Here is a 23445-nt window from a genome sequence, read left to right as displayed (position 1 = left end):
CTAATTTTAAATCGAGGTAGAGAATGCTACGTTAACACAGTTAATCCTATAATTAAAAGAACATGCTCATAGCAGCCAGTTCAGACATACACAGTCCCAAATACATCAGGCTTTTCATTGACAGCATAAGAAACTTGCCTGTGCCAGATTTGTTTCTACTTGCGGGTGATTTGGTTCTAAGAGGCGCCGCAGGCGCTTTTGACCTGATCCATGAAGAAGTCCGTCAGAACTGGGAAGATGTTCCCGTGGTCGCCATATTTGGCAACGAAGAATTTGAGAACACGAAAAGAAAACTAAAAAGGGAATACTCTGACATAATCTGGCTTGACGATGAACAAGTACAGGTAAAAGGCGTTGACATTTTCGGTACTACGGGAGTACTTGATGAGCCCACGGCTTGGCAAAGCAAAGCCGTACCGGGTATTACCAAGATTTACGAAAATCGCATGGAAAAGATCGAAACCTTCGCTTCAAAGCACCCTAATTCCATATTGCTGACCCATTATGCTGTGGGCACATACACCATTGACCCAGTACCTAATCCACTGCAACTCACCTCAGAAAAACTTCTCCAAAGCCTTTTAGACCTTCCCATTACTGTGATCCATGGACACTGTCACTATGCACCCCAATGGATGTACAAAGAGGAGAACCTAACCATTTACAATGTGGCACTACCACTACATAGAGGAATAGTTTTACTGAACGTGTGAAATAGATGCGCTGCACTAAGTGGTATACGTTCTGCATATCGGAAGGCGCCAAACATGAAGAATTTCATGTTGCCATAAACGGCGCCAAGGACTAAGTAAAGACAATCGAGCAAGAATAATCCATTTTGTGAATCTTTGTTCTTTGCTAAACTTATAACTGGCATGGCAAAGTTCGAAATTGTTGAGAATCACCCCAAATGGGATCAGTTTGTGGAAAAGCTTGAATGTCCGTCGCCATTCGCCAACAGCTCCTTTTTAAAGTTGGTGGACACTTGTTATGACGGACAAAGTTTCACCTTATCGGTGGTCTCATCTGGGAACATATTTATGGGTGCCGCACTGAGAAAAGTAGGAAGGCACATAAGGCCTGCACCGCCCATGACTTACATGCCCCTAATTTATGATAAACTAAGCCATCGCACCCTTCTGGACGCTCAGATCGCCTTGGGCGAGTACTTGAAGAAAAACTTTTCTGTTATCCACTACATATCGGCTACAAGCTTTTTTCAGGACGTGCGTGGCTTCCAAAGAGAAGGTTTTGGAATGCAGGTGCTGTACACTGCTCTGAGCGACCTAAAAGATTTCGACATCATGAAAGTGGAGCAGAAACAACGTAACATCATCTACAAGGCACAGAGAGAGAACATAGCAGTGGAAGAGACCCGCGACATGGAACCTCTTTGGGATATTTACATAAGCACTTTCGACCGTAAATCCATTGAACCACCTTACTCAAAAGATTTCTTCATGGCACTTCCGGAACTGGGAGAAAAGATTAGGATTTACACAGCAAAAAAAGATGATGGACGACTGGTGGGGTTTGCAGCCATATTATTGCAAGGCAAATGCGCTTACTACTATGTTTCTGGAAACACCCATGAAGGGCTTTCACTGGGCGCTTCACCGCTGCTCATGTTCACCATTTTGGAGAACCTTAAGAAGGAAGGCTACTCGTATTTTGATTGGTGCGCTATTAACTTGCCGCGCCTTGCCAACTTCAAGTTATCTTTTGGAAGCAAAGCCGTGCCGTATTTCGCTCTGTATTACGAGCCAAAGTGGCTCAGGATGCTTAAAGCACGGTGACAACAAGGTAGGACCCGTCCAGAAAAATAGACATGACTTTAATCCCATCTCACTTTCCAGGCACCTAAATAAGCAAGATTACAGGACAACAACTCCTTAGCACAAGAACAAGTCAAAGCACAGTTCTTTTCTGGATCACTGCCTAATAATGTCGGCGAAAACCTCCACAGCTTTTATCGCGTCGTCGCTGGTTACCCCATAGTGAGTCACTAAGCGCAGCGTTTTAGGACTGTTGGCATTCGCAAGTACGCCTCGTGTTTTGAGCTCTTTTTCCACAGTATGAACGTCTTTGCCAGTGGGTGTCACATCCACCACAACCATGTTAGTTTCCACTTCTTCAGGATTGACACCGTAGCCAAGTTCCTGCAGTTTCACTGCCAGCAGTTTTGCGTTATCGTGGTCTTCCTGCAAGCGATCAACCATCTTTGTTAGTGCAATGATGCCAGCAGCAGCCAGTATTCCAGCCTGGCGCATACCACCGCCAAGCATTTTCCTATTTTTTCTAGCTCTGTCGATAAAGTCCTTGCGCCCAACCACCATGGAACCCACAGGTGCACACAAACCCTTGGACAGGCAGAACATGACGGAATCAGCGTATTTCGCATATTCACTAGCTGGTATACCACTGGCAACCTGGGCATTGAAAATGCGTGCTCCATCCATGTGCACGCTAAGGCCGTTGCTATGGGCGATATCAGAAATGGCTTTCACGTTGTCCAAGGGAAGTACTTTGCCACCGCCACGATTATGGGTGTTTTCCAAAACAACCAAGGACGTTCTCGGGAAGTGGATGTTGCCACGTTCCCTGATGGCTCTTCTCACATCATCGGGGTCCATGACACCACGCCTACCGGGCACGGGACGAGCCTGCACTCCACTTAAGACTGCCATGGCACCTACTTCGTAATAATAAACATGACTTTCTGCCTCCATGATGACTTCATCCCCTCGCTGGGTATGGGTCATCACACTCACTTGGTTGCCCATGGTTCCTGAAGGCACAAACAAAGCCGCTTCCTTGCCCATAATTTCAGCTGCTAAACGCTCCAACCGTTGAATGGTGGGATCTTCACCGTAAACATCATCACCCACTTCTGCCTCAGCCATGGCACGCCGCATTTCTTCCGTGGGAAGCGTTACCGTATCCGACCTCAAATCAATAAAACCCAAATTGCTCATCCTCCTTCTGCTTTAACTCATTTTAAACCAAGTGTGTCATCTTAACCATGACACGGCTTGTTTTATGTGCGGTTCAAAAACAACAAAAAAGAAAGGCGGCTCAACCTATGAGCCGCCCTCCAAAGGAGAGAAAGATTCTTCTTGTAACATCACATATGCCTTTGTTTGCGTTAGTGCGTTCTCCTCCGCATTGGCACGCAAATACAACTTCGACTAATAAAGGCTACCTATTATTACACCCAGCCTCTGGCTTTCATAGCTTCGTAAACACGCTTAATGGAGATCATGTAAGCAGCTGTACGCATGTTTACTTTGTACTGCTGAGCCAAATCGTACACAGCCTTGAAAGCTTCAACCATGCCCTCTTCCTGACGCTGTTTGACTTCTTCCTCAGACCAGTACAGGTTTGTCAAGTTCTGTACCCACTCGAAGTAAGAAACCATGACTCCACCAGCGTTAGTCAGAATATCTGGGCATACAAAGATGCCCTTGCTGTCCAGAATCTTATCTGCCTCAGGAGTAACAGGGCCGTTAGCTCCTTCAACAATCATTTTTGCCTTTATGGTGTCGGCATTGTCTGCGGTAATCTGATTTTCCAGAGCGCAGAGTGCCAATATGTCAACGTCCAAGCTAAGTAATTGCTCATTGTTAATAGACGTCGTACCGGGGAAGTTCACCACGGAACCTGTCTTCTTCACATGCTCCATGAGCTTCTCAATGTCGATACCGTCCTTATTGTAAATACCTCCGAATACGTCAGTAACTGCAATTACCTTTCCACCTAAGCGGTGCAGGTAGAGTCCACTGTAGCTACCCACATTACCAAAACCCTGCAATGCCACAGTGCACTTGTTAAAGTCCATGCCCAAACGCTTTGCGCCTTCCCGTGCAGTCAAAGCCACACCATACCCAGTTGCATCGGTACGACCTTTGGAACCACCAAGTATGAGTGGTTTACCAGTTATCACACCGAAACTGTTATAACCTTTAATTTTGCTGTATTCGTCCACCATCCAAGCCATGATCTCAGCATTAGTACCCACATCTGGTGCGGGTATGTCCAGTTCAGGACCCACAATGGTTGCAATGGCTCTGATATAGCCGCGGCTTAACTGTTCTAATTCCCTCTTTGAGAGCTTTGTCGGATCAACGCATACTCCACCCTTACCGCCACCGTAAGGGAGACCCAAGACTCCACACTTGAATGTCATCCACATTGACAAAGCCTTTACTTCATCCAAATTAACATTCTGGTGGAACCTTATACCGCCTTTTGTGGGGCCTAAGGCATCGTTGTGCTGAGATCTCCAGCCTTTGAACACTCTTAAACTACCATCGTCCATCCTAACAGGAATGGAAACCTCTAAAACACGCATAGGTTCTTTTAACATTTCATAAACTGCGGGATCCAAACCCAAGAGGTCGCAAGCAGCCTTGATCTGTTTCTGCGCATTGACCAATGGGTTAAGAGATTCTGTTGACATATGGTCACCTCCAAACAGTTACATTTTACACAATTCGTTCTCTAAAACCAAGTTAATTTTAACATAAAACTGACATAAACAGCTTATGCAAATAACCACTCCAAAAGAACTAAAGACCTGAGTATCCTACAGCTTTGTTGTTTATTTTGTATTTATCGACGTAGCATATAACGCTAAACAGATCAAAGCACCACCCACGACTACGTGCCAAGAGAGGGGCTCACTGAACAAAAAGTAGGAGAACACTGTGGCAATGACCGGCTCACCTAGTAAGGCCACAGAAACCGTAGAAGCTGGCAAACTCCTTAATGCGTAGTTGATGAGTGTATTACCACCCAGCTGAGGTCCCAAGGCTAAAGCCAAGACAAAGGGAAAATCTTGACCTTTTATGACGAAGCCTTGGTCAAGAAGTACTGCAGCAAAGGCAAGCCATATGCAAGTGAAAAAGAATATGCTGTAGGTAAGAACGGAGCTGCTATCTATGTTCCTACTGCTCATGCGTGTCATGGTTATGTAAAGTGCTAACCCGAAGCTGGCTCCCAAAGCCATGAGATCACCAGCATGGATTTGCATGGCCGAAGGTTGCAAAGTCATCACTGCAGCTCCAGATACACCTAAAACAATGCCAAGCCACCCTTTAATGTTCATGGGTTCTCGCAGAAAAACACTGCTCATCATACCCACCCAAAGAGGTGCCATATTTACAATGAAAGTGGCATGCGCCACCGTAGTAAAACGTAGTGAGTAAAACCACAATACAAAGTCCAAGGTTAACCCAAAAGTTGCCACAATTAGGGGAAAAGAAAAATTACGTTTCCACCAACGAAAGAAATCTCCAACCCAAAATGGCGTAACCACCAAGGTGGCGATAAAAACCCTGTAGAAAGCTATCGTCACTGGAGGGCTCGTAGTGGCTTTTACCAGTAGAGAAGAAACAGAATAAAACAAAACCCCACCTAGTAAAGCTTGCCAGGACTTCTCCATTCAGAACACACCTGTACATTACGCATATTCACATACTCACATTCCGCAGTTACATCTGAGTAAGCACATAAAGACCTAAAGCGAGCAGAATAAGGGATGAAGCCCACTCGAGCAATGGCACAAGCTTATCTTTGTATTCTTTCACTTTAGTTACATCCATGAGGAAGTGCGCTGCCAAAGTTATAACTACAAGCGGTAAAACAACAATCGCATTGTAAAGAGCCAACCAAACATAAGCTTTCAAGCGCACAGTAACAATGTCATGACTAAGTAAAGTCAGAATTACGTAGTAAGGTCCGCTACTGCATGGCATGAGAACGAAACCAGCTAATAGGCCGCCTACCAAAGCATACCAAACACTACCTTTACGCAAATATCCGGCCACCAGAGGCCGTAGCGGTGTTGGTGTGAGTTTAAGCTCCTCCCCTCGGAGTGCGTAAATCATGCGTGGTATGGCAAGTAATATGGCTGCTACGCCCACAATGATTCTTATGCTGGCTATGTACCTGAAGACGTGGGCAATGAATATTCCATAGAAAAAGTAGCTAATGGCTACTCCCAGAGAAAACATGAGGCCAATACGAAGTACTTTCTCCTTGCCATAGGCAAAGATTATGTGCAGTAGAGCCATAGTGAGTATGCCAATCTCGCAAGGGTTTACACTATCTGCTAAAGCAGCAGAAACTACCACCCACAGGGATATTTTGTCCACAAACACATTTTACCTTACCACCCTATGCATCCTATAATAGAACTATGAATTTTAGTCTGCTTAACCTTTTTCTTGTCTTCATAAAGGTCGGCACCTTGACCATCGGTGGCGGGTATGTTATGGTACCCATATTCCTAGAAGAGATTGTGAATAGACGCCACTGGATTAGCGAGGAAGAATTCTTTAGAGTACTTTCCATAGCCCAGGTATTCCCAGGCCCCATCGCAGTTAATTTGGCTGTCGCTTCAGGCTATCAGTTAGCTGGCTTTGCTGGTTCCATAATCGCCGCTCTAGGAGCCACACTGCCTTCTCTAGTGATTATTCTGATCATTGCCATTTTTTTCAAGCAAGCCTATGCGCTTTGGTGGGTACAGGGCCTGTTCTTCGGCTTAAGGCCTGCTGTAGCAGCACTCATGGTAGCTGCCGTGTGGCAGTTGTTTACCAAAAGACATTGGAAAGTGCCTTCTTTAATATTAGTGCTGGTAATCACACTCATAATATTTGCTTTGGGAATTAACCCAGCTTGGGTTATATTGGTTTACTTAGGAGGGCTGCTCACATGGATATTTTACTGGAACTGGCAAAAGCGTTCCTACAAATAGGCGTTTTTTCTTTCGGCGGTGGCTATGCCATCGTCGCCCTCATCCGGTACGTGGTGGTGAACCAGTACGCGTGGCTTACGGATTTGGAGTTCCTGGATGTGCTTGCCATATCCCAGATAACACCAGGTCCCATTGCCATAAATACAGCTACGTTCGTGGGCTATCTCATGGGAGGTGTTTGGGGTAGTATTGTAGCAACCTTCTCCTCCATTGCAGTGCCTTTTCTACTTGTTTATTCCATGTCGAGCTTGCTTACCAGAGTAAATCCCGTGTACTTGGACATGTTTTTTGATAACATAACACCCTTGACTTTCGGACTGGTAATAGCAGCCACATTGAGCATACTAAGTTCATCAATAACTGATTACTACGGGGTAGGTATTTTCCTCTTTGCGCTCTTATTGAAACAAAAAACAAAGCTGAATAGTGCCCTTATTTTGCTCCTAAGTGGCCTGTTGGGAGAAGTACTTTACCTGCTTGTTAAATAAGAACTCAAGCCACCATCGTCCTTTCATCTTGTCCCCACTGCAGTGACATACCTCGCTGAGCCACTAAATGTTCTAATTCCTCTTTGCGTGCCATGTCCACCCAGCCACACATGATTACTTGCTCCTGAAAACGAATATCTGGTTCACTGACAAGACGTGCTAAATCTTCATATAGTTTTCCATAAACCTCATAACTCAGCTCCATTGTTACATAACGCTGGCGCACTACTTTGCCTTTGTTTGCAAGTTCTAGTGTCTTTCTTGCCACCGAGTTATAGGCATCAATGAGTCCCTTAATGCCAAGAAGCACACCACCAAAATATCTAACTACAACTACCATGACATAATCTAGTCCACTACTCCTGATGGCATTTAGAACGGGTAACCCTGCACTGCCACTGGGTTCTCCTGCATCACTGGAGAACATAATCTCCTCTATCTTATATGCCCACACCCAGTGCGTAGCTTTCGGATGTTCTAACTTTACCTGCTGTAGGAACTCATGCACTTCCTGCTCAGTAAAAACGGCTTTTGCGTAACCTATGAACTCAGAGCGCTTTATGACTTCTCTGTAAGAAGCCAAACCCTTTACTGATGTAACCTCCAGAAGGCATAACTCCTTTCTTTGTGTTTAGCTAGAGCTAAGGCTAAACACTACGAGTAGTGAAACAAATGGCCGTACACCATACACTGCTTTCTACACACATACACACAAACATTTTACCCATGGTTTATCTCCACTCTTCTAAAAGAATGAGCTTTCTCAGTAGTCCTTCATAGGAAACTGAAAGCCATGAAAAACATACCCATTTCCGTTGAATCCATAGCCTAATCCATGGAACACCATACCTGCTTTTTCCGATGCTTGGCATGATAGACTACTTCTATGAGTGCACAAGAGAAAATGCTTCAAGGTGACCCCAAAAAAGTAATCTGGTCAATGTCACTACCGAACATGTTGGGCTCATTGCTTTCTAACGCACTTCCTGCAATAGAATTAGCGCTCATCGCAGACTTGGGGACAAACGCCATAGCTGCTGTGGGCATTGTGGGCATGCTGGTCAGCCTTATCTACGTTTACAACGAGGTTTGGGGCACGGGTTCCGTAATTGTTATGGCGAACTACTTAGGCAAGAAAGAATACGAAAAAGCCAGACTCGCCTTAAAAGAAACAACTTACGGTAAGTTTTTCGGGGCACTTATTTTGGTACTGCTGTGCCTACCCTTTCTGGAGCCACTTCTTAGAGTGCTCGGAGCGAAACCCCAAATCATGCTACATGCGAAGGGCTATGCTTTGCCTTACTTACTCGGTATTCCCTTTTCCATGGCTGGCTATTCTTCTTATACGTTTTTCAGAGCTACTGGACAAACCATCTGGGCCATGTGGTTTATGTTATTGCAAACTGCACTCAATATCGCATTGGATTTCTTCCTAATCCTGGGTTTTTGGATCTTTCCTAAACTTAATCTTGCAGGAGCTGGGTGGGCTTTTCTAATCAGCTGGGTAGTATCAGACATTGCAGCCTTCATGTTTATTGCTACACCAAGATACGAACTACCCACGAATATTTCTAGGCATGTAAGGTTTACAGAAGTAGGAGCAGAAGTGTTCCGTGTAGGTTTTTATGCTGGACTAAGTAATCTTTCTACGGTGGCAGTCAGCGTAATTACACAGAGAATCATAAATGCGGTGTCCATACCGGTGTTTGCCGCCTATCAGGTATTCAACCGAATCGTGCAGATCCCCAACACCGTTGTTTCTTCCATTTCCCTCATGTCCACACCCATCATGGCTCAAAACGTAGGTGCAAAGCTACATGATCGAGTGAAAGCCTTTGTGGATTACTGCCTTGAGATAGGCGTGTATCTTTTAGGTGTCTTTGCCATCATATGCCTCATTTTCCCTGGCAGCCTGCTGAGTTTGTTCCGGGTAAAAGACCCAACCTTGGTACCACTAGCAGTTTTAGCTTTAAGAATAATGGCTTTTGTTCCACTAATGAGTTATACAACCTCCATTTTCATAAGCTACTTCCAAGCATACAACAACACGAAACTGCCTTTCATTTTGAACAGCCTTGCTCAGTGGCTGTTTTATGCACCCATGCTTTATCTTCTTCTCATGGTTCTTAGCGTATCGCCCTCTACAGCTTTTTGGGTTAGTTCCGCCAACACCTTCTTAGTACTGGTACTCCATTGGTACTACTACAGAGCTCATCGAAAACTAATTAAAACCCATTTCTTCGATTAGCCTCTTTTTGTAAGGTTAGCGTTTTGAATAACTGGGTATAAAAAAAGGGAACTAATGGTTTACTGTTGGCACAAGACACTTAGGAGGTGATACATTGCAAGGTTTCGCTCGTTTTGTTGTTAAGAACCGCAAATGGGTAATCGCAGTGTATTTGATTTTGGCTGTACTCTCATTCTTTGCGATGCAAAACCGCGCGATGAACTACGACATTACTAGTGCACTACCTAAGGATGTACCATCCATTGAAGCTATGCAAATACTAAGCGACCAGATGCAAGTCGGAGAATCCATCACCATATACTGGAAAGATGGAACCTTAAAAGACGTAGCTGCAGCCGTGGAAAAGATAAAACAAATACCAAAAGTGGTTAACGTATCTTGGTTGGGAACCGTAGTTGACCCTGCCACACCAGAAGAACTTTATCCAGAAGAAGCCAGCAATTGGGTAAAAGGAAATAACTTCAATGTAGTAATTCAAACTACAGCTACCACAGGAGAGGTTAGCCAAATCACAAATGAGCTTAAAAGTTTCCTACCCAGTAATGCTCATATTATCTCCAGCGATGTCCAGTTGGAGGAAGTGGAAGAGTACTTCTCTGGTAAGCCAATGCTATATTTCGGACTGGGTTTGCTCTTTGTGTTCCTGTTTTTGCTGTTCTACTTCGATAAGCCCCTCACGCCCATTCTCATTGTAGTTTCCATGGCAGTTGGTGTATTACTCAACTTAGGTATTTCTGGACTCCTTCATCAAAGCACGTTCTATTTGGTTACCATCATAGTGGAAGTGCTTCAACTGGCTGTCTCCTATGACTATGCTCTATTTCTGTATCACCGGTACGAAGAAGAAAGAAAAACTCGTCCTGACAGTGAAAGCATGGAGATAGCATTGGTAGCCACTATAAAAGCTATTTCCTTGTCAGCTCTAACCACAGTGGCAGGATTCTTTGCCCTGACCTTCGCCACCTTGACCATAAGCCAGGATATTGGATGGCTGCTTCTTCGCGGAGTCGCATTGTCTTTCCTTGTCAGCATTACTCTACTTCCCGCATTACTTCTCACCTTTGAAGGAAAACTAACCTGGAAAACGCTTAATCTGGAAAACATCGTGGCAAATATTGCAGCCAGCGTAGAGAAAGCCGTAACACCGCTCTTTGCAGTGTTACTCATCGTACTAATTTTGGGGTTCTGGGGTGGCAGCCGCACAGAAATCACTTACGCCAACGATGTGTTCATACCAAGCCAGCTTACGAGTATGAAGGTGCAGCAGGAATACCAAAAGGAGTTCCAGAACTACGATACATGGATGGTGCTACTTGACAAAAACTCAAATTACACCCAAGCCCTTCAAGCAATCAACAAGCTCAGTTTAGTGCAAAATGTGCTTAATCCTGCTACCATGTTGGACCAAGCCATACCCCAGGAAATGCTACCTTCTTCAGTACTTAGCTCTTTCTCCAATGACCAATACGTTTATGCCGTTGTAAACACGAAGGTGAAACCCGATACGCCTGAAGCTGAAGAGTTGAGAAAAGAGATTGAGAACATCCTTGCTTCTCTTCCCGGAAAAAACTATATAACTGGCTTGTCCATAGCCATCGATGACATAAAACGCATAAGCATGGAAGACAACACAAAGACCAGCTGGCTGACATTACTTTTCATATTCGTTATTCTACTAGTTGGTTTTAGAAACGTGTGGCTATCGTTAGTCCTCATATTAGTAATCGAAGCCGCCGTTCAACTTAACCTGTGGGCAGCTGGGTGGTTCCAAGCAGTCACCTTCATGGTACCCATCACACTGTCCACGGTACAACTAGGTTCCACTATCGACTACGCTGTATTGTCTGCCACACGTTTTGAAGAAGCAGTAAGAAAAGGGGCTGAGAACCCATTGGATGTGACCATCAGAGGTGCTTCTCCATCCATATTTGTGAGTGCCGGAACGTTTTTCCTGATGAGTTTACCTTCTGCCATTCTCAGTGACATTCCAGGCCTAACCCAGATTATGGGTGGGTTAGCCAGAGGAGCCCTCATCTCTGGACTAATAGCGGTGTTCTTACTTCCCACCGTTTTTAAGGTATTCCAGCACATCCTTTTCGGAAGGAGTGTGAAAGCATGAAAAGCAAAAAGCTAATAGCACTTACGGCCATAGTCGCACTGGCCTTTTTGCCGCTAAATGCTAATGCGGCTCCCACAGTGTCTGATTACGAAAACGTGTATGTAATTCAAAACAGCGAGGGCGAAGTTAAGAAAGTCATTGCAGTGGACTGGCTCAGAGTGGAAGGAGAAGGACCTTTCAGCATCCTAGATCCCATCGACGGAGGAGCATCGCCGCAGATTCTCATCGGTGATGCCACTATTACCCACAGCGACATGGGTCTAACCATACAAGGACAATCCAGCGGCGTGGCTGATGTTTTCTATAGAACCGATTTGCAAAAAGAACTTCCATTCTCTTTGAAACTAAACGTGCTAATAAATGGTAAAGCTGCAAAGTTAAGTGACCTGGAGCAGGCCACGGGAAGCGTGGAAATTGGCGTAGAATTCTTTAACTACTACAAACAAGGAGACATTTATCTACCATGGCTGGTGAATATCAGTGTCACCTTAGATGGCCCGTCTGTAAAAGATGTAACAGTGAGCAGCGGAAATGTGAATTATGTAGGGTCAAAAGCCATGGCCACATTGATGATGCAGGCAGTAGGTGAAAAAACCACAGCAACCATAAGCTACGAAGCCATGAAAAAGAGTAGTCCCTCTTTATCCATAAGCGTGGTTCCCACCCTCATGGCAATAGAACTGCCTGACATGTCCAATCTGAAAGATATGTCAAAAGCATTAGAAGGCATTGCAAAAGGCATCGATGGCTACAGTGAAGCATTGACCAAGATGGCTAACTCCGTACAAACTGATTTGGACCTAAGTAGTCTTGAGAATGTAACTCTGCTGCTAGATGCCTACGGGCAAATCCTGAGCCAAATGTATCAGCAGCTTAACCCTCAGCAGATCGCCATGCTTCCCAAGGCGGCCGAAGGATTAATCGCCCTCGAGCAACCCCTTCAGCAAACAGCATCTGCTTTAGATCAATTGGGCACATTAGTCAGTGCTTACACCGAACTAGCATCTCAAAGCCTTGCCATAAACCAGCAAGTGAGTAACGCCTTAACAATGCAACCTGAGCTTCCAGGCAAAGAGCAACTACTTCAACTCATGGGTCAACAGCAACTGCTGCTTCAAGCGATGACCCAAGGCGCAACGTTACCTACCGGATTCATACCACCCCTGTCCACCTTAAAGCAGTCACTTACGCAGCTCAGTCAAGGAAGCCGCCAAATGGCGCAAGCACTGCAGCAAACCGCTAGCCAGATGGGAATGCTAAAAGACTTAAGTAACGGGCTGTTGGCTATGAGGAACACACTGGGAATAATGGTAAACGGCGGCACAGTGCAGGGTAAACAACTGCCACCCATAGCGCAGGTTAGCAGTCAACTAAAAACTGGTATTAGTACCATGCAAAGAGAACTCAGCCAAGGCATGCTTGATCTAAAGACGGCTCTTAATACCCTAGTTAAAGGTGGAACCATAAACGGACAAACCATACCACCCATGAGTGAGCTTTCAAAAGGGCTCAGGGAGATATCAAAGGGTGCAAATCAGGCGTATGAAACCTTCTCCAGTCAGAGTCAAAACTTAGATAAAGCTAAGGAACTGGCAGATAGTTACAACAGTTTTAGCGGCTTACCCACTGGTGCTACTGGGAAGGTCATGTTCATCATAAAAATAGAAGATTAGCTCTCCTTAGCCCAAAAAGAAAAAATAGCTAAACATCTCGAAGAGGCTTCTAATTGACAAGGAGCCTCTTCTTGTTTTTACCAGACATAAAAGCTCTTTTAATGAGGAGACCCCGCTACCGTCGTACAGCATGGTTCTACTGCCTTCACTCTTGTCCACATGCGAGAAGGACACATTAACGCGATGATAACCTTACCATTAGGCAAAAAAGCTTCACCGCAGGTTAACTTGGAAAAGCTGTCTAACTTGCCTTGCATTGTCTTACCATTAGGATAAGGGAGGTGAATATTCCCATGGAACTCACATTTCTGGGTGCTGCCCAAGAAGTCACTGGATCGAGTTATTTACTCGAAAGCGATAATGCAAAGCTTCTCATAGATTTTGGCATGTTCCAAGGTAAAGAAGAGGACTGGAACTACCAGCCACTGGACATAAAAGCAAAAGAAGTTAATGCACTTTTGCTTACTCATGCTCACCTAGACCATTCAGGACGCATACCTGTTCTTGTCAAAAATGGTTTTCGAGGTCCTATTTTTGCAACACCGCCCACAATCGAACTTACGAAACTTCTTTGGGAAGACACCGTAAAGCTCATGAAAGAGGAAAAAGAACGCCTTGACCGTAAAAGACGTAGGCAGGACAAACCACCCGTAGAACTACTTTTTGACGAGGACGACATTAATGAAGCAAGCAAACTTTTTGTACCATTGCCGTGGAATCAAACTGAACGCTTCAAAGAATTCCAATTCACTTTCCGACCCTCAGGGCACATATTAGGTGCTAGTAGCATAGAAGTAAACGCCGAAAACATAAAGCTGGTGTTCTCTGGTGACTTGGGACCACAGGACACTGTTTTAGAGCCACCCCCGTACATTTTTGAATATGCTGATTACGTAGTCATTGAATCCACCTATGGTGACCGTCAGCACAAAGATATAAGAGAAACACGTGCAGAGTTTAAGAATGCACTTTCTGCAGCAATCCGTGATCGGTCGAAAGTACTAATACCAACTTTCGTAGTGGATAGAGCTCAAAGGATCATCTATGAGCTTTACCTGCTATTGACACAAGAAATGCCTGAACTTGCGACTATGCCCATGTTCTTTGATTCACCTTTGGGCAACAAGATCACCGCTGTTTACAGCAGTTATCCTGAGTATCTCTTGCCCCACTTGGCAGAGTTCTTCCAAGGTATGGATCAAGAAAAACTTGGTATACAGTACATTGATACACCAGAGCAGAGTAAGAAACTAAACAATTTAGATCACGCTCTGATCATGGCCGGTTCAGGCATGTGCACAGGAGGACGGATACTACACCATCTTAAACACGGACTGTGGAATCCAAAAAATCATCTCATTTTTGTAGGGTATCAGGCAGCGGGCACACTAGGAAGGTCCATCGTAGATGGAGCGCGAAACGTGAAGATTATGGGAGAAGACATTGCTGTTCGCGCACAAATACACACCATAAACGGCTTTTCTTCCCACGCTGACGCCAAAGACCTACTCAGTTGGGCAAAGAATTTTCAGCCAGACACCACTTTTCTGATAACCCATGGTGAACCTCGGCCTGCTAAATCTTTAGCTGTGTCATTGGGCAATATGGGTTATCATAGCGTTATACCAGCGCGACGCCAATCAGTAACGCTCAGACCACGAAAAGAGCGTATTGCCATTCCACCTCCAGAAGCTTATACCATAGGACAAAAAATTGACAATTTTGTGGCAAAATATCCACATAAAAGAAAACTTGTGGAGAGAGTGCTTACTGCCCTATTGGAAAGCCTCGAAGACAGTGAAGCATGACCTCCTCAGGAGGTGGAACAGATGAGTTCCAAGAAAAAGAAGATCCTTTTCAGACTCATTGTTCTCTCAGTGCTCATGTGTGTTGTTTTGCCACTATCCGTTCATGCAGCACTGGTAATTGGTAATGAGTTTGGTTTCGGTACGTATGTGGGCTATTGGAAAAGCCAAGCTGACACCGTTGCTCCCCCTGGTTATTTAATGGACTTCACCCAGTACGGAGGGCAAACAAGTGTGTTTACAACACTTTCCACAGGTGAAGTGTTCTTTGGGGATTTCACCTTAAAGGGAAAACTTTGGTATCCATTGGTTGCAGCTGGATCAGATGTTTACATTGCACCTGGCAGTGAAGGTGAAATTCCGGTAATACTTATGGGATCACGCGTAGTAAATCAGTCGACCGCTACACTGCAAACCATGGCTCTAGTTGGAAATGATGTGCTCTATTACATTCTTAGGCCTTTCTCCGTCATAGCAAAATACGGTGTTTTGGGCTTTCTGGTCTTGGGATTAATTTGGGGCCTTTTAAGCGATAGCACTCCAGGTTTTTCTATTTCCTGGGGCAGTATTCTCTCTGCAATTTTAGGAGCAGTATTCCTGTTTGCTGTCTATGCCTTCGTTGATCTGGCTTCTTCCCTCTTCTTCAACTCTGCCCTCAACGCACTGGACTCCTACACCGGTCTATTGTTAACTGTCCTATGGGCTGCATTATGGATAGCTTTCTGGATCATCATCATACGCATGGTTGGTTATGGAACTAGCACCTTAAGAAAAACGGTATCAACCCCATGGTTCTGGATCGTTCTCGCTGTGGTTAGCTATTTTTGGTATCCAGCCGCATTGGTAGTTTTGGTGGCGCTCGCAGCTCTGGGAAGCTCTCAGTGGTTCTCAAACTTCTTAGAAAGCCAAGTCTCCTTTGGCAGGTCTAACAGTTGAAGATGTAGAATTATCAGGTGGCGGACATAAACAAAAGTCATATGACTTGTAGGGTATATACGTGGAGCCCATAGTAGCATTGGCCACTCCCTGGGGGGTGGGAGCCCTACACGTGATCAGAATATCTGGTGATGCATCGAAAAACACAGTAGAAGCATTTCTTGACAAGCCATTACAAAAGCCACGACATGCCTCTTTGAGGTACTTCAGCTCCGAAAAGGTAGAAGACCAAGTTGTGGCAATTTGGTATTCTGAGCCACACTCCTACACAGGAGAAGAAATGGTTGAGATAATGTGCCACGGTAACCCAGCCATTGCAGAGCTTATTATAGAGACTCTTTTGGATGCCGGTATGAAACCCGCTCAGCCTGGGGAATTCACCTTCCGAGCTTTCCTTAACGGAAAGATGGACCTTACTCAGGCTGAAGCGGTTAATGATCTTATTCTGGCAAGAAGCACAGAGCTTCTAAAAGCCGGTGAGAATACGTTGAAGGGCAAACTTAGCGACAGAATAGCAAGTTTAAGGAATAAAGTACTTAACGTATTGGCTTTCCTCCAGGCAGCCATGGACTTCCCCGAAGACGTAGAGGAAAGCAGTATTGAAGAGCAGCTGAGAGAAATCCTGGTAGAAACTGAAGACCTGATTGAAAGCGCCAAAACAGCTGAAATACTCAGAAAAGGCATAAGCCTGGTAATAGCAGGTAGGCCAAATGTGGGCAAATCTTCTTTAATGAACGCACTAGTTGGCATGGAACGTTCCATCGTGTCGCAAATCCCAGGAACCACCAGAGATTACATAGAACAGTACACGGTATTAGGAAAAATACCTGTAAATGTGGTAGATACTGCGGGGCTTCGCCACACGGATGATCCCATTGAACAAGAAGGCGTAAAACTGGCACTTCGTAGAATTGAGGAAGCTGATCTGGTAATTTTCCTATATGATGCCTCAACGGGATGGACCGATGAAGATAAGCAGATGTTCAATCTCATTCAAGAAGAAAAGACCATTGTTGTGGGAAACAAAATAGATAAAGGCAAAGGCAATGAGCAGCATCCAAAGGCCTACTTCGTCAGCGCAAAGGAAAAGACAGGCATAGACCGAATAATTGAAGCCATACACCAGCTGATGAATATTACGGAACCGCCAAAACTTCTAGTGAGCCAAAGGCAAATGGGGCTTTTAGAAAAGACCCTTGGCGACGTGCACGATGCTCTGGAACATCTTAGTGTTTACGCTGAGGTGGCAGCCGACGATTTGTTCTCTGCACTTAGGAATTTAACAACCCTAATTGACGGAGACGTAGAAGAAGACCTTCTATCAACAGTTTTCTCTAATTTTTGCATTGGGAAGTAAGTAGTTCAGGGTCTTGTTTCCCCACATAATTCTACGTTCTTTCATCTTCTCCTTTTCGCGTTTTCTTGCTTCTCTTTTGAAGGTACATCCGTGCGTCTGATGTTCTGAGAAGTTCCTCCAAAGTTAAAACTTCCTTGGCTTCCACAATTCCGTAACTGAGGCCGACTGGCATTGGACTGTTAGCAAGCTCCATTTCTATTCTTTCTGCCACTTTTTGTGCCCCTTGTTCGTCACTTTGAAGCAAGATAACAAGGAACTCATCGCCACCCCATCTCACAGCGAAATCGCTTTGTCTAAGATGTTTTTTCAGACCAAAAGCAACCTCACGTAGCACCTGATCGCCCACTGGATGCCCCAACGTGTCATTTATGTTCTTCAGATTATCTACGTCCATGAATATGACCGAAAAAGACCTGCCGCTTCTTTCATAGTCACTCCAAAGTCTGTTAAGCACTTCCAGACCAAAGTTCCTGTTAAATAGACCTGTTAGAGCATCATTGGTACCATAGCGAATTCCCCAAACTCTTTCCACAGATAAGAGGACAGCTTTTAAAACCAAGGCGTCAGCTACGTTCCCATTCTTCACTACGAAAGTGCCCCAGAAGGGCGGTAGGCACATGTCGATGGCAAACCCGCTAACTCGCTCTCTTCCAGTACGATAAATTTCTTCCCCCCAGCTTATGGAAAGAAAGAAATCCTCATAGAAGTGGCTAAGAATGTTACCTAAGTATTTAATGAATCCGCTAATCGTAGCCTGCTCCAAAGGTAAAGAAAGAAGGCTTTTCTCTAACATCTGCAGGTTCATACTATGGACCAACGGAATATTCAACTCATGTATTTGCTTCCTCAAAAGCCTCGCTTTTTCAGAAAAGCCTAAAAGCGTAGCTAAACGCAAGGCTTCTTCTAAAAACGCTGCTTTTTCCTCTCCTTCTACCAGAGAAGCTAACAGTTCGTAGATAAACATGGCATCTGCGAGGTACCAACCGTGCTCAGCTCTCACAGCAAACGCCATGAGGTTCTCTACTGTGTCTCTCTGTCTAAGAGCTCTGAAGAAAAGTACTATGGGGCGGTCACTGCTAAATAGGCTCAAGCCCTTAAGTTTTTCAGGGTTCTCCTTGTACAGCCACATAACTGGGTACAAAGGAAAACTTGAGCTAAGACCGATTGAAGGGAAGGACTCTTCACTCCAAGAGCATAGACCTAGTGCTGCCTGAAAAACAGCATATCTAAAATGCTGTTCGTCATTCTCAGCACTCATCATTGTTAGTACGCTCTTGGCCAAGTTTCCCATCCCACTTAACCAATAAGTACCAACTACAACTTCACCCACATCAAAACGTGTTTTAGTATCGGCCTCCGGCATAAGTGAAATGAGTTCCTCCAATGCTTCTTTTGGCAGTCCCATGAACTGAAAGTAAGTCGCGCAATAGTTTGACAAAGCTACAGCTCTCAATGCAAGGTTACAAGGCGCAGTGCTACGAAAGGCTGCATTTACGTACTTAAAAGAAGCAGAAGGCCCCTCAAGCTCCAAAGCTGTATCAGATAGGTTTATCAGAAGCCTTAGATGCACCTCTGATCCTTCCAGAGATCCCATGACCTCCAGACCCCGCTGCAGGGCATCGTAAGACGCATAAAGACGCCCGTTGTAGGCAAGGAGAACCCCCAAACTATTGTAATATACTCCCAAATGCTCCCTTAGATAGGGTTTACCAACTATGACTTCCAGAAACTGCTCTAGAAGCTCCAAACCCTCCCTGTACCTTCCCTTTAGGACAAACGGTAAAGACAGGTCTCCCGCAATTCGTGGGAAGAACAGCGAATTGCAGATGACTTCCCTGTCTCTCAAAAGTCCTGACGCTAACCTATCCGCTTCAGCTATTTGCCCACTGTAAGACAGGAACCTAATAAGGTTAGCCAAATCCACCAGGTTTGGATTCTTAAGCGCCTTCAGCGTTTCCACTGCACCCTGCAGGTTGTTTGTCCAGTATTGGCAAAGACTTTTTAGCCTTCTGTAACCTGGACCATTGACTCCCAACTGGTCCAATCTGTCTATTGTTTTCATTACTTCCGCTGTACCTTTTTTCTCCCGTAGCTCCATCAGAAGAGCAAAGGCTTCTTTTTTCCTCTTACCCCAGGTACGATAGCGAGTAGCAATTCTTCCCCAGTAGTCGCTGTACCCCACCTTTGCCATAGCATCGGTCACACTTTCCAAAATAGCTTTTTGCTCAGACTGCGGTATTCGCTCGCGCACCAGCTCTCTCACTCGAGGTGAAGGAAACCTGTAAAGAGGTGATTCCCAAAAAACCAAATGAAGTTGCTCCAGCTTTTCCAATGCAGAGTAATCCCTTTGCTCGCCCAAAAGGATATCTTTTATAAATGCACTGTTTCTCTCAGCCATAACAGCGAATCCGTTTAATAAATCACATGCTTGCTCGGGAAGTGCACTCATTGCCCTTTTGAGAGCATCACTTAGATTCGTAGCACGCGTCTGACACAAGAAAAGAAGTTCGTGCCAATTCCCTTCCGTTTCCGAAATCATTTTTTCAATGTCTTGTTCACTGAATCCAAATGTACGGCAGTATTTAGCTAAACAATCATCTCCAAAGAATGCATCAAGAGAACTGTTTTCCAAAACGGTTTCAGCCCATTCTCTGGGGAAAGCATCTCCCACCACCACTACAGTTATGTCGGTGGCGGCCACCAGCTCTGGCAGAACCACAGAAAACAGATAATTGTAATCGTCCTGTAGCCAATCATCTATGAACCAGTACTTTATACCTGAAGCCCTGACTAAATCCACCATGGCACTTAGAAGTAGTGTTTGTTCCTGACTAACAGTCAGAGGCCTATATGGCTTAAATGAGCTGAGAGCCGGGTAAAATCGATGATGCAGATACCGTCTTATAACAGGTCCGTGCTCAGGAAACTCTTCAAGAAAGTCTTCTCGAACACCATTTAACAGATCAAAGAAGAGCTGCCCTACACCTGTTAGGGGAGAATAATACAAACTGTATAAACTCTTTACTTTGCAAACTTTCTTCAGCTGTTTTAGAGTATATGTACGTCCTTTTCCTGTTGGTATATCAATGAAAACAATACCCTTAGTATTCTGCAGAAGCCCCTCCCACTCTTGAAACATAATGAAATTATAATCTAAGAAAGCAAATAAACAGAGCTCAAAAGTGAGGTGACAAAAATGGAACATTGGCAAGAGATCGAACTCGTAGATCTAGATGGCAGATCGGTAAGAATAAGTGATTTCCAAGGCTGGAAAGTCTTGTACTTCTATCCCAAGGCTATGACTTCGGGTTGCACCATGGAAGCTGAAGATTTTTCACGGCTTTATGAGGATTTCAAAACCTTGGGTGTGACCGTCATCGGTGTGTCCACTGATAATGTGGAAAGACTGAAAAAGTTCAAGGAAAAGGTAGGCATCCCCTTTGTACTATTAAGCGACCCGAATCACGCGTTGGCTGAAGCGCTAGGTGTGTGGAAAGAAAAGAATATGTACGGCAAGAAGACCATGGGCATTGAGAGAAGCACCTTTGTCATAAACCCGGACAATCAAATAATTAAGGAGTGGCGAAAAGTAAAAGTAGCTGGCCATGCTCAAGAAGTATTTGATCACATTAAAGAGTTTATGAAAAACTGAGCAAGCTCTTTTACCAGCGATTCAAGTACTCCTCCTGGCTTCGGCTGAGCTGGTCGATTTTTATACCTAAAGAACCGAGTTTGATCCGAGCTACCTCTTCATCAATCTCTGCAGGAACCAGCAGTACCTGAGGCTGCAACGTGCCTTTGCTGTCCATCAAGTATTTGAGCGAGAGAAACTGTGCGGCAAAAGAAAGATCCATAATCTCAGCTGGATGCCCCTGGCCTGCAGCTAAATTCATGAGCCTGCCTTCTGCAATAAGGAACAGCACTTTTCCATTTGGCATTCTGTAGCCCATAATGTTGGGCCGAGCCTCATACGTATCTTGAGCCAATTTCTCCAAAGCCTCCACGTCTACTTCCACATTGAAATGCCCCGCATTGCCTAAAATGGCTCCATCTTTCATCTTGAGGAAATGTTCTTCACGTATAACACCGGTATTACCTGTGGCAGTTATGAATACTTCGCCCACTTGGCAAGCTTCATCCATACTCATCACAGTAAAACCTTCCGCGTGCGCCTCCAATGCTTTTACTGGATCCACCTCAGTGACGATGACCTTCGCACCCAAACCCCTGAGTTTCTCAGCAATGCCTCTGCCCACAAAACCAAAACCAGCCACGACAAAGGTTTTCCCACCTATGAGTAGATTCGTGTTGTGCATGAAACTGTAGACAGAGGATTCTCCAGTACCGTAACGATTGTCAAATAAGTGTTTTACTCGTGCATCATTCACTGCCATGACTGGAAAAGGCAGCTTACCAGCTTTTGCCATGTTTCTGGCTCTGATAAGACCCGTTGTAGTTTCCTCCGTAACCCCAATAACCTTCCCAACCTTTTGTGGAAAACGCTCCACCAACATGGTGGTCAAATCAAAACCATCATCCAAAATCAGATCAGGATTGAAAGAAAGCAAACACTGTAAGTTCCGCTCATATTCTTCTGAAGTCTCACCGCGCCAGGCAAAAACCTCTAAACCCTCGTGCTCAAGGGCAGCAGCCACATCATCCTGTGTTGAGAGTGGATTACTCCCGGTAACGACTACCTTAGCACCAGCATCTCTTAGTAGCAAAGCCAGACGTGCTGTTTTAGCCTCCAAATGGATGCACATAGCAATGGTCAAACCCTGAAACGGTTTCTCCTTAGCATAGGCCTTTTCCAACTCCCCGCAAACAGGCATAAATCGCTTAACCCAGTCAATTTTCACCAGCCCATCACCATACAACGCTGGATTCTTCACTTCACTCACCCTATAACACGCTCCTTTCTTCTTTCTTGCTTACCAGCTTAAGGACAAAGAATAATTTGCCGGTACCACAGACAGTCTCCACAGCTGGGCATATTCCCCCAGCAATCTGCTTTGTCATCCCAGAGAAAACTGCAACCGTCCCTAAGGAAACAGTCCCCGCATGAAGGATAAAGTGCATAGCGCACCTTGAAACGAAAGATGGTGTAGTCAGAACTATTCCATATATTCATGAGAGAATCTTCATTTATGTTACCGAACCCGTGACTGTGAAGCGCCTTTTCTCTACCGAACACCCGTTCTGAGCCATCATGTAAAAAGCGATAACAAGGGCATACACTTCCATCAGCTGCTATGACTAAGGAATTCCTCTCTACAAACCTGCAAAGACGCTCCGTTTTTATACAGAATTCTGGGTACTCCACCCCAACTCTTGCATAAAGTTCAGAAGAAAGCTTGAAACGCAGATCACTAGCTCTGTCTTTTACGTAAAGCACTTCTTTATCCAATTCAGGTGCTGTGGGAAGTAAGTTGTTTATTAGTACATACCTGATGCCATGTCTGCTAAGTTTCTTCATGAGCTCAAGGTCCTCTACTAAGGAACTCTTTGTTAAAACCACTTCTGCAGATAAGATGGGGCGCATCTTGTTTTTTCGTTGTTTCAGCTCAGTTATGAGATCACCAACAGCAAAGGTGTTTTCTACGTTGTTATGCCCCAGCGGAGAAGATTCCACTGATATATACACCTCATCTACCCGCTGATCCACAAGGAACTCGGCAACTTCACGATTTATAAGAGTACCGTTGGTGGTTATCGTAACTCTCTTGTAGGCGTTTTTTAACTCTTTCACAACGTTCTTCCAGAGTGGGTGCATAAGCGGTTCCCCTATGCCCCCAATGATGACCTCTTCAGCTGGAGAATTGACCACTTCTTGGAGCATTTTTTGGACAGTCTTCTCGTCCATGAGTGCTCGAGTATGATCCTCATAAGTGTGTCTGAAACACATCGCGCAGGCAAGATTGCAAGCCCTAGACAGTTCCACATAGATACGCTTTAAGGATTTTGGTTCGATTAGGACTTTGGCATCACCCAGGTAATATTCCACCGACATGTAACTATTTTAGCTGTTATTGAGTAGATTTACCCAAAATCGTAGCGAGCTT

General features: G+C 44.9%; 19 protein-coding genes. 11 read left to right on the top strand and 8 right to left on the bottom strand.

Annotated features, from left to right (window positions below):
- Window positions 1-62: 62 nt before the first annotated feature.
- Complete coding sequence (locus COPRO5265_RS00710; protein ID WP_012544150.1) at window positions 63-713, top strand: metallophosphoesterase family protein; 651 nt, start codon at window positions 63-65, stop codon at window positions 711-713.
- Between the two features lie 162 nt (window positions 714-875).
- On the top strand, window positions 876-1796 hold the full coding sequence (locus COPRO5265_RS00705; protein ID WP_041735923.1) for a GNAT family N-acetyltransferase: 921 nt from the start codon (window positions 876-878) through the stop codon (window positions 1794-1796).
- A 135-nt stretch (window positions 1797-1931) separates the two neighbouring features.
- Here the strand turns inward: COPRO5265_RS00705 and ltaE are convergent, their stop codons facing one another.
- The 4 genes from ltaE to COPRO5265_RS00685 all read right to left on the bottom strand — a co-directional run bounded on the left by ltaE (window position 1932) and on the right by COPRO5265_RS00685 (window position 6155).
- Entirely contained in the window at window positions 1932-2975 is a 1044-nt protein-coding gene (gene ltaE, locus COPRO5265_RS00700) for a low-specificity L-threonine aldolase (protein ID WP_012543447.1), read from the bottom strand.
- Window positions 2976-3208: 233 nt separating this feature from the next.
- The gene (locus tag COPRO5265_RS00695) at window positions 3209-4459 is read right to left on the bottom strand and encodes a Glu/Leu/Phe/Val family dehydrogenase (protein WP_012543626.1); all 1251 of its coding nucleotides are present in this window, start codon (window positions 4457-4459) and stop codon (window positions 3209-3211) included.
- Between the two features lie 141 nt (window positions 4460-4600).
- A complete protein-coding gene (locus COPRO5265_RS00690) occupies window positions 4601-5443 on the bottom strand; it encodes a DMT family transporter (protein WP_012544645.1) in 843 nt (280 codons plus the stop codon).
- A gap of 49 nt (window positions 5444-5492) precedes the next feature.
- A complete protein-coding gene (locus tag COPRO5265_RS00685; protein ID WP_143708072.1) occupies window positions 5493-6155 on the bottom strand; it encodes a cytochrome c biogenesis CcdA family protein in 663 nt (220 codons plus the stop codon).
- A 44-nt stretch (window positions 6156-6199) separates the two neighbouring features.
- On the opposite strand from COPRO5265_RS00685, the gene COPRO5265_RS00680 reads away from it, so the two are divergent.
- Window positions 6200-6757, top strand: coding sequence for a chromate transporter (locus tag COPRO5265_RS00680; RefSeq protein WP_012544854.1), 558 nt, complete (start codon window positions 6200-6202; stop codon window positions 6755-6757).
- The gene (locus COPRO5265_RS00675) at window positions 6715-7245 is read left to right on the top strand and encodes a chromate transporter (RefSeq protein ID WP_012544439.1); all 531 of its coding nucleotides are present in this window, start codon (window positions 6715-6717) and stop codon (window positions 7243-7245) included. Before COPRO5265_RS00680 ends, COPRO5265_RS00675 begins: the two co-directional genes overlap by 43 nt.
- 4 nt (window positions 7246-7249) lie before the next feature.
- Here COPRO5265_RS00675 and COPRO5265_RS00670 read toward each other — a convergent pair whose 3' ends face one another.
- Window positions 7250-7828, bottom strand: coding sequence for an IMPACT family protein (locus COPRO5265_RS00670; protein ID WP_012543770.1), 579 nt, complete (start codon window positions 7826-7828; stop codon window positions 7250-7252).
- A 303-nt stretch (window positions 7829-8131) separates the two neighbouring features.
- On the opposite strand from COPRO5265_RS00670, the gene COPRO5265_RS00665 reads away from it, so the two are divergent.
- The 6 genes from COPRO5265_RS00665 to mnmE all read left to right on the top strand — a co-directional run bounded on the left by COPRO5265_RS00665 (window position 8132) and on the right by mnmE (window position 17383).
- Window positions 8132-9493, top strand: coding sequence for an MATE family efflux transporter (locus COPRO5265_RS00665; protein WP_236608223.1), 1362 nt, complete (start codon window positions 8132-8134; stop codon window positions 9491-9493).
- A 94-nt stretch (window positions 9494-9587) separates the two neighbouring features.
- Window positions 9588-11612, top strand: coding sequence for an efflux RND transporter permease subunit (locus COPRO5265_RS00660; protein WP_107689755.1), 2025 nt, complete (start codon window positions 9588-9590; stop codon window positions 11610-11612).
- Window positions 11609-13285, top strand: coding sequence for a hypothetical protein (locus COPRO5265_RS00655; RefSeq protein ID WP_012544290.1), 1677 nt, complete (start codon window positions 11609-11611; stop codon window positions 13283-13285). Before COPRO5265_RS00660 ends, COPRO5265_RS00655 begins: the two co-directional genes overlap by 4 nt.
- Window positions 13286-13578: 293 nt before the next feature.
- The gene (locus COPRO5265_RS00650) at window positions 13579-15093 is read left to right on the top strand and encodes an MBL fold metallo-hydrolase RNA specificity domain-containing protein (RefSeq protein WP_012544133.1); all 1515 of its coding nucleotides are present in this window, start codon (window positions 13579-13581) and stop codon (window positions 15091-15093) included.
- A gap of 21 nt (window positions 15094-15114) precedes the next feature.
- Window positions 15115-16026: a hypothetical protein gene (locus COPRO5265_RS00645; protein ID WP_012544451.1), complete on the top strand. Its 912-nt coding sequence runs from the start codon at window positions 15115-15117 to the stop codon at window positions 16024-16026.
- A gap of 61 nt (window positions 16027-16087) precedes the next feature.
- A complete protein-coding gene (gene mnmE, locus COPRO5265_RS00640; protein ID WP_012543441.1) occupies window positions 16088-17383 on the top strand; it encodes a tRNA uridine-5-carboxymethylaminomethyl(34) synthesis GTPase MnmE in 1296 nt (431 codons plus the stop codon).
- 31 nt (window positions 17384-17414) lie between these two features.
- Here mnmE and COPRO5265_RS00635 read toward each other — a convergent pair whose 3' ends face one another.
- Window positions 17415-20522 (bottom strand): GGDEF domain-containing protein, encoded by a 3108-nt coding sequence (locus tag COPRO5265_RS00635; protein WP_143708070.1) that lies wholly within the window; start codon window positions 20520-20522, stop codon window positions 17415-17417.
- A 57-nt stretch (window positions 20523-20579) separates the two neighbouring features.
- Between COPRO5265_RS00635 and COPRO5265_RS00630 the strand changes: the two genes are divergently transcribed.
- Complete coding sequence (locus COPRO5265_RS00630) at window positions 20580-21035, top strand: peroxiredoxin (RefSeq protein ID WP_012544446.1); 456 nt, start codon at window positions 20580-20582, stop codon at window positions 21033-21035.
- Window positions 21036-21045: 10 nt separating this feature from the next.
- Here the strand turns inward: COPRO5265_RS00630 and COPRO5265_RS00625 are convergent, their stop codons facing one another.
- Window positions 21046-22284, bottom strand: a complete 1239-nt coding sequence (locus COPRO5265_RS00625; RefSeq protein WP_012544118.1) for an adenosylhomocysteinase — start codon at window positions 22282-22284, stop codon at window positions 21046-21048.
- A 38-nt stretch (window positions 22285-22322) separates the two neighbouring features.
- A complete protein-coding gene (locus tag COPRO5265_RS00620) occupies window positions 22323-23393 on the bottom strand; it encodes a radical SAM protein (protein ID WP_012543462.1) in 1071 nt (356 codons plus the stop codon).
- Between the last annotated feature and the right edge of the window lie 52 nt (window positions 23394-23445).

Origin of the sequence: Coprothermobacter proteolyticus DSM 5265, from assembly GCF_000020945.1 — a bacterium.
GTDB lineage: Bacteria > Coprothermobacterota > Coprothermobacteria > Coprothermobacterales > Coprothermobacteraceae > Coprothermobacter > Coprothermobacter proteolyticus.
The sequence above is the reverse complement of the archived record's forward strand: the minus strand, read 5'-3'. Positions and strand labels throughout refer to the sequence as shown.

Excerpts from the sequence above, each read along its gene's own strand:
- COPRO5265_RS00710 (WP_012544150.1), top strand. The coding sequence starts at position 63 with ATGCTCATAGCAGCCAGTTCAGACATACACAGTCCCAAATACATCAGG.
- COPRO5265_RS00705 (WP_041735923.1), top strand. The coding sequence starts at position 876 with ATGGCAAAGTTCGAAATTGTTGAGAATCACCCCAAATGGGATCAGTTT.
- ltaE (WP_012543447.1), bottom strand. The coding sequence starts at position 2,975 with ATGAGCAATTTGGGTTTTATTGATTTGAGGTCGGATACGGTAACGCTT.
- COPRO5265_RS00695 (WP_012543626.1), bottom strand. The coding sequence starts at position 4,459 with ATGTCAACAGAATCTCTTAACCCATTGGTCAATGCGCAGAAACAGATC.
- COPRO5265_RS00690 (WP_012544645.1), bottom strand. The coding sequence starts at position 5,443 with ATGGAGAAGTCCTGGCAAGCTTTACTAGGTGGGGTTTTGTTTTATTCT.
- COPRO5265_RS00680 (WP_012544854.1), top strand. The coding sequence starts at position 6,200 with ATGAATTTTAGTCTGCTTAACCTTTTTCTTGTCTTCATAAAGGTCGGC.
- COPRO5265_RS00675 (WP_012544439.1), top strand. The coding sequence starts at position 6,715 with ATGGATATTTTACTGGAACTGGCAAAAGCGTTCCTACAAATAGGCGTT.
- COPRO5265_RS00665 (WP_236608223.1), top strand. The coding sequence starts at position 8,132 with ATGAGTGCACAAGAGAAAATGCTTCAAGGTGACCCCAAAAAAGTAATC.
- COPRO5265_RS00655 (WP_012544290.1), top strand. The coding sequence starts at position 11,609 with ATGAAAAGCAAAAAGCTAATAGCACTTACGGCCATAGTCGCACTGGCC.
- COPRO5265_RS00650 (WP_012544133.1), top strand. The coding sequence starts at position 13,579 with ATGGAACTCACATTTCTGGGTGCTGCCCAAGAAGTCACTGGATCGAGT.
- COPRO5265_RS00645 (WP_012544451.1), top strand. The coding sequence starts at position 15,115 with ATGAGTTCCAAGAAAAAGAAGATCCTTTTCAGACTCATTGTTCTCTCA.
- COPRO5265_RS00635 (WP_143708070.1), bottom strand. The coding sequence starts at position 20,522 with ATGTTTCAAGAGTGGGAGGGGCTTCTGCAGAATACTAAGGGTATTGTT.
- COPRO5265_RS00630 (WP_012544446.1), top strand. The coding sequence starts at position 20,580 with ATGGAACATTGGCAAGAGATCGAACTCGTAGATCTAGATGGCAGATCG.
- COPRO5265_RS00620 (WP_012543462.1), bottom strand. The coding sequence starts at position 23,393 with ATGTCGGTGGAATATTACCTGGGTGATGCCAAAGTCCTAATCGAACCA.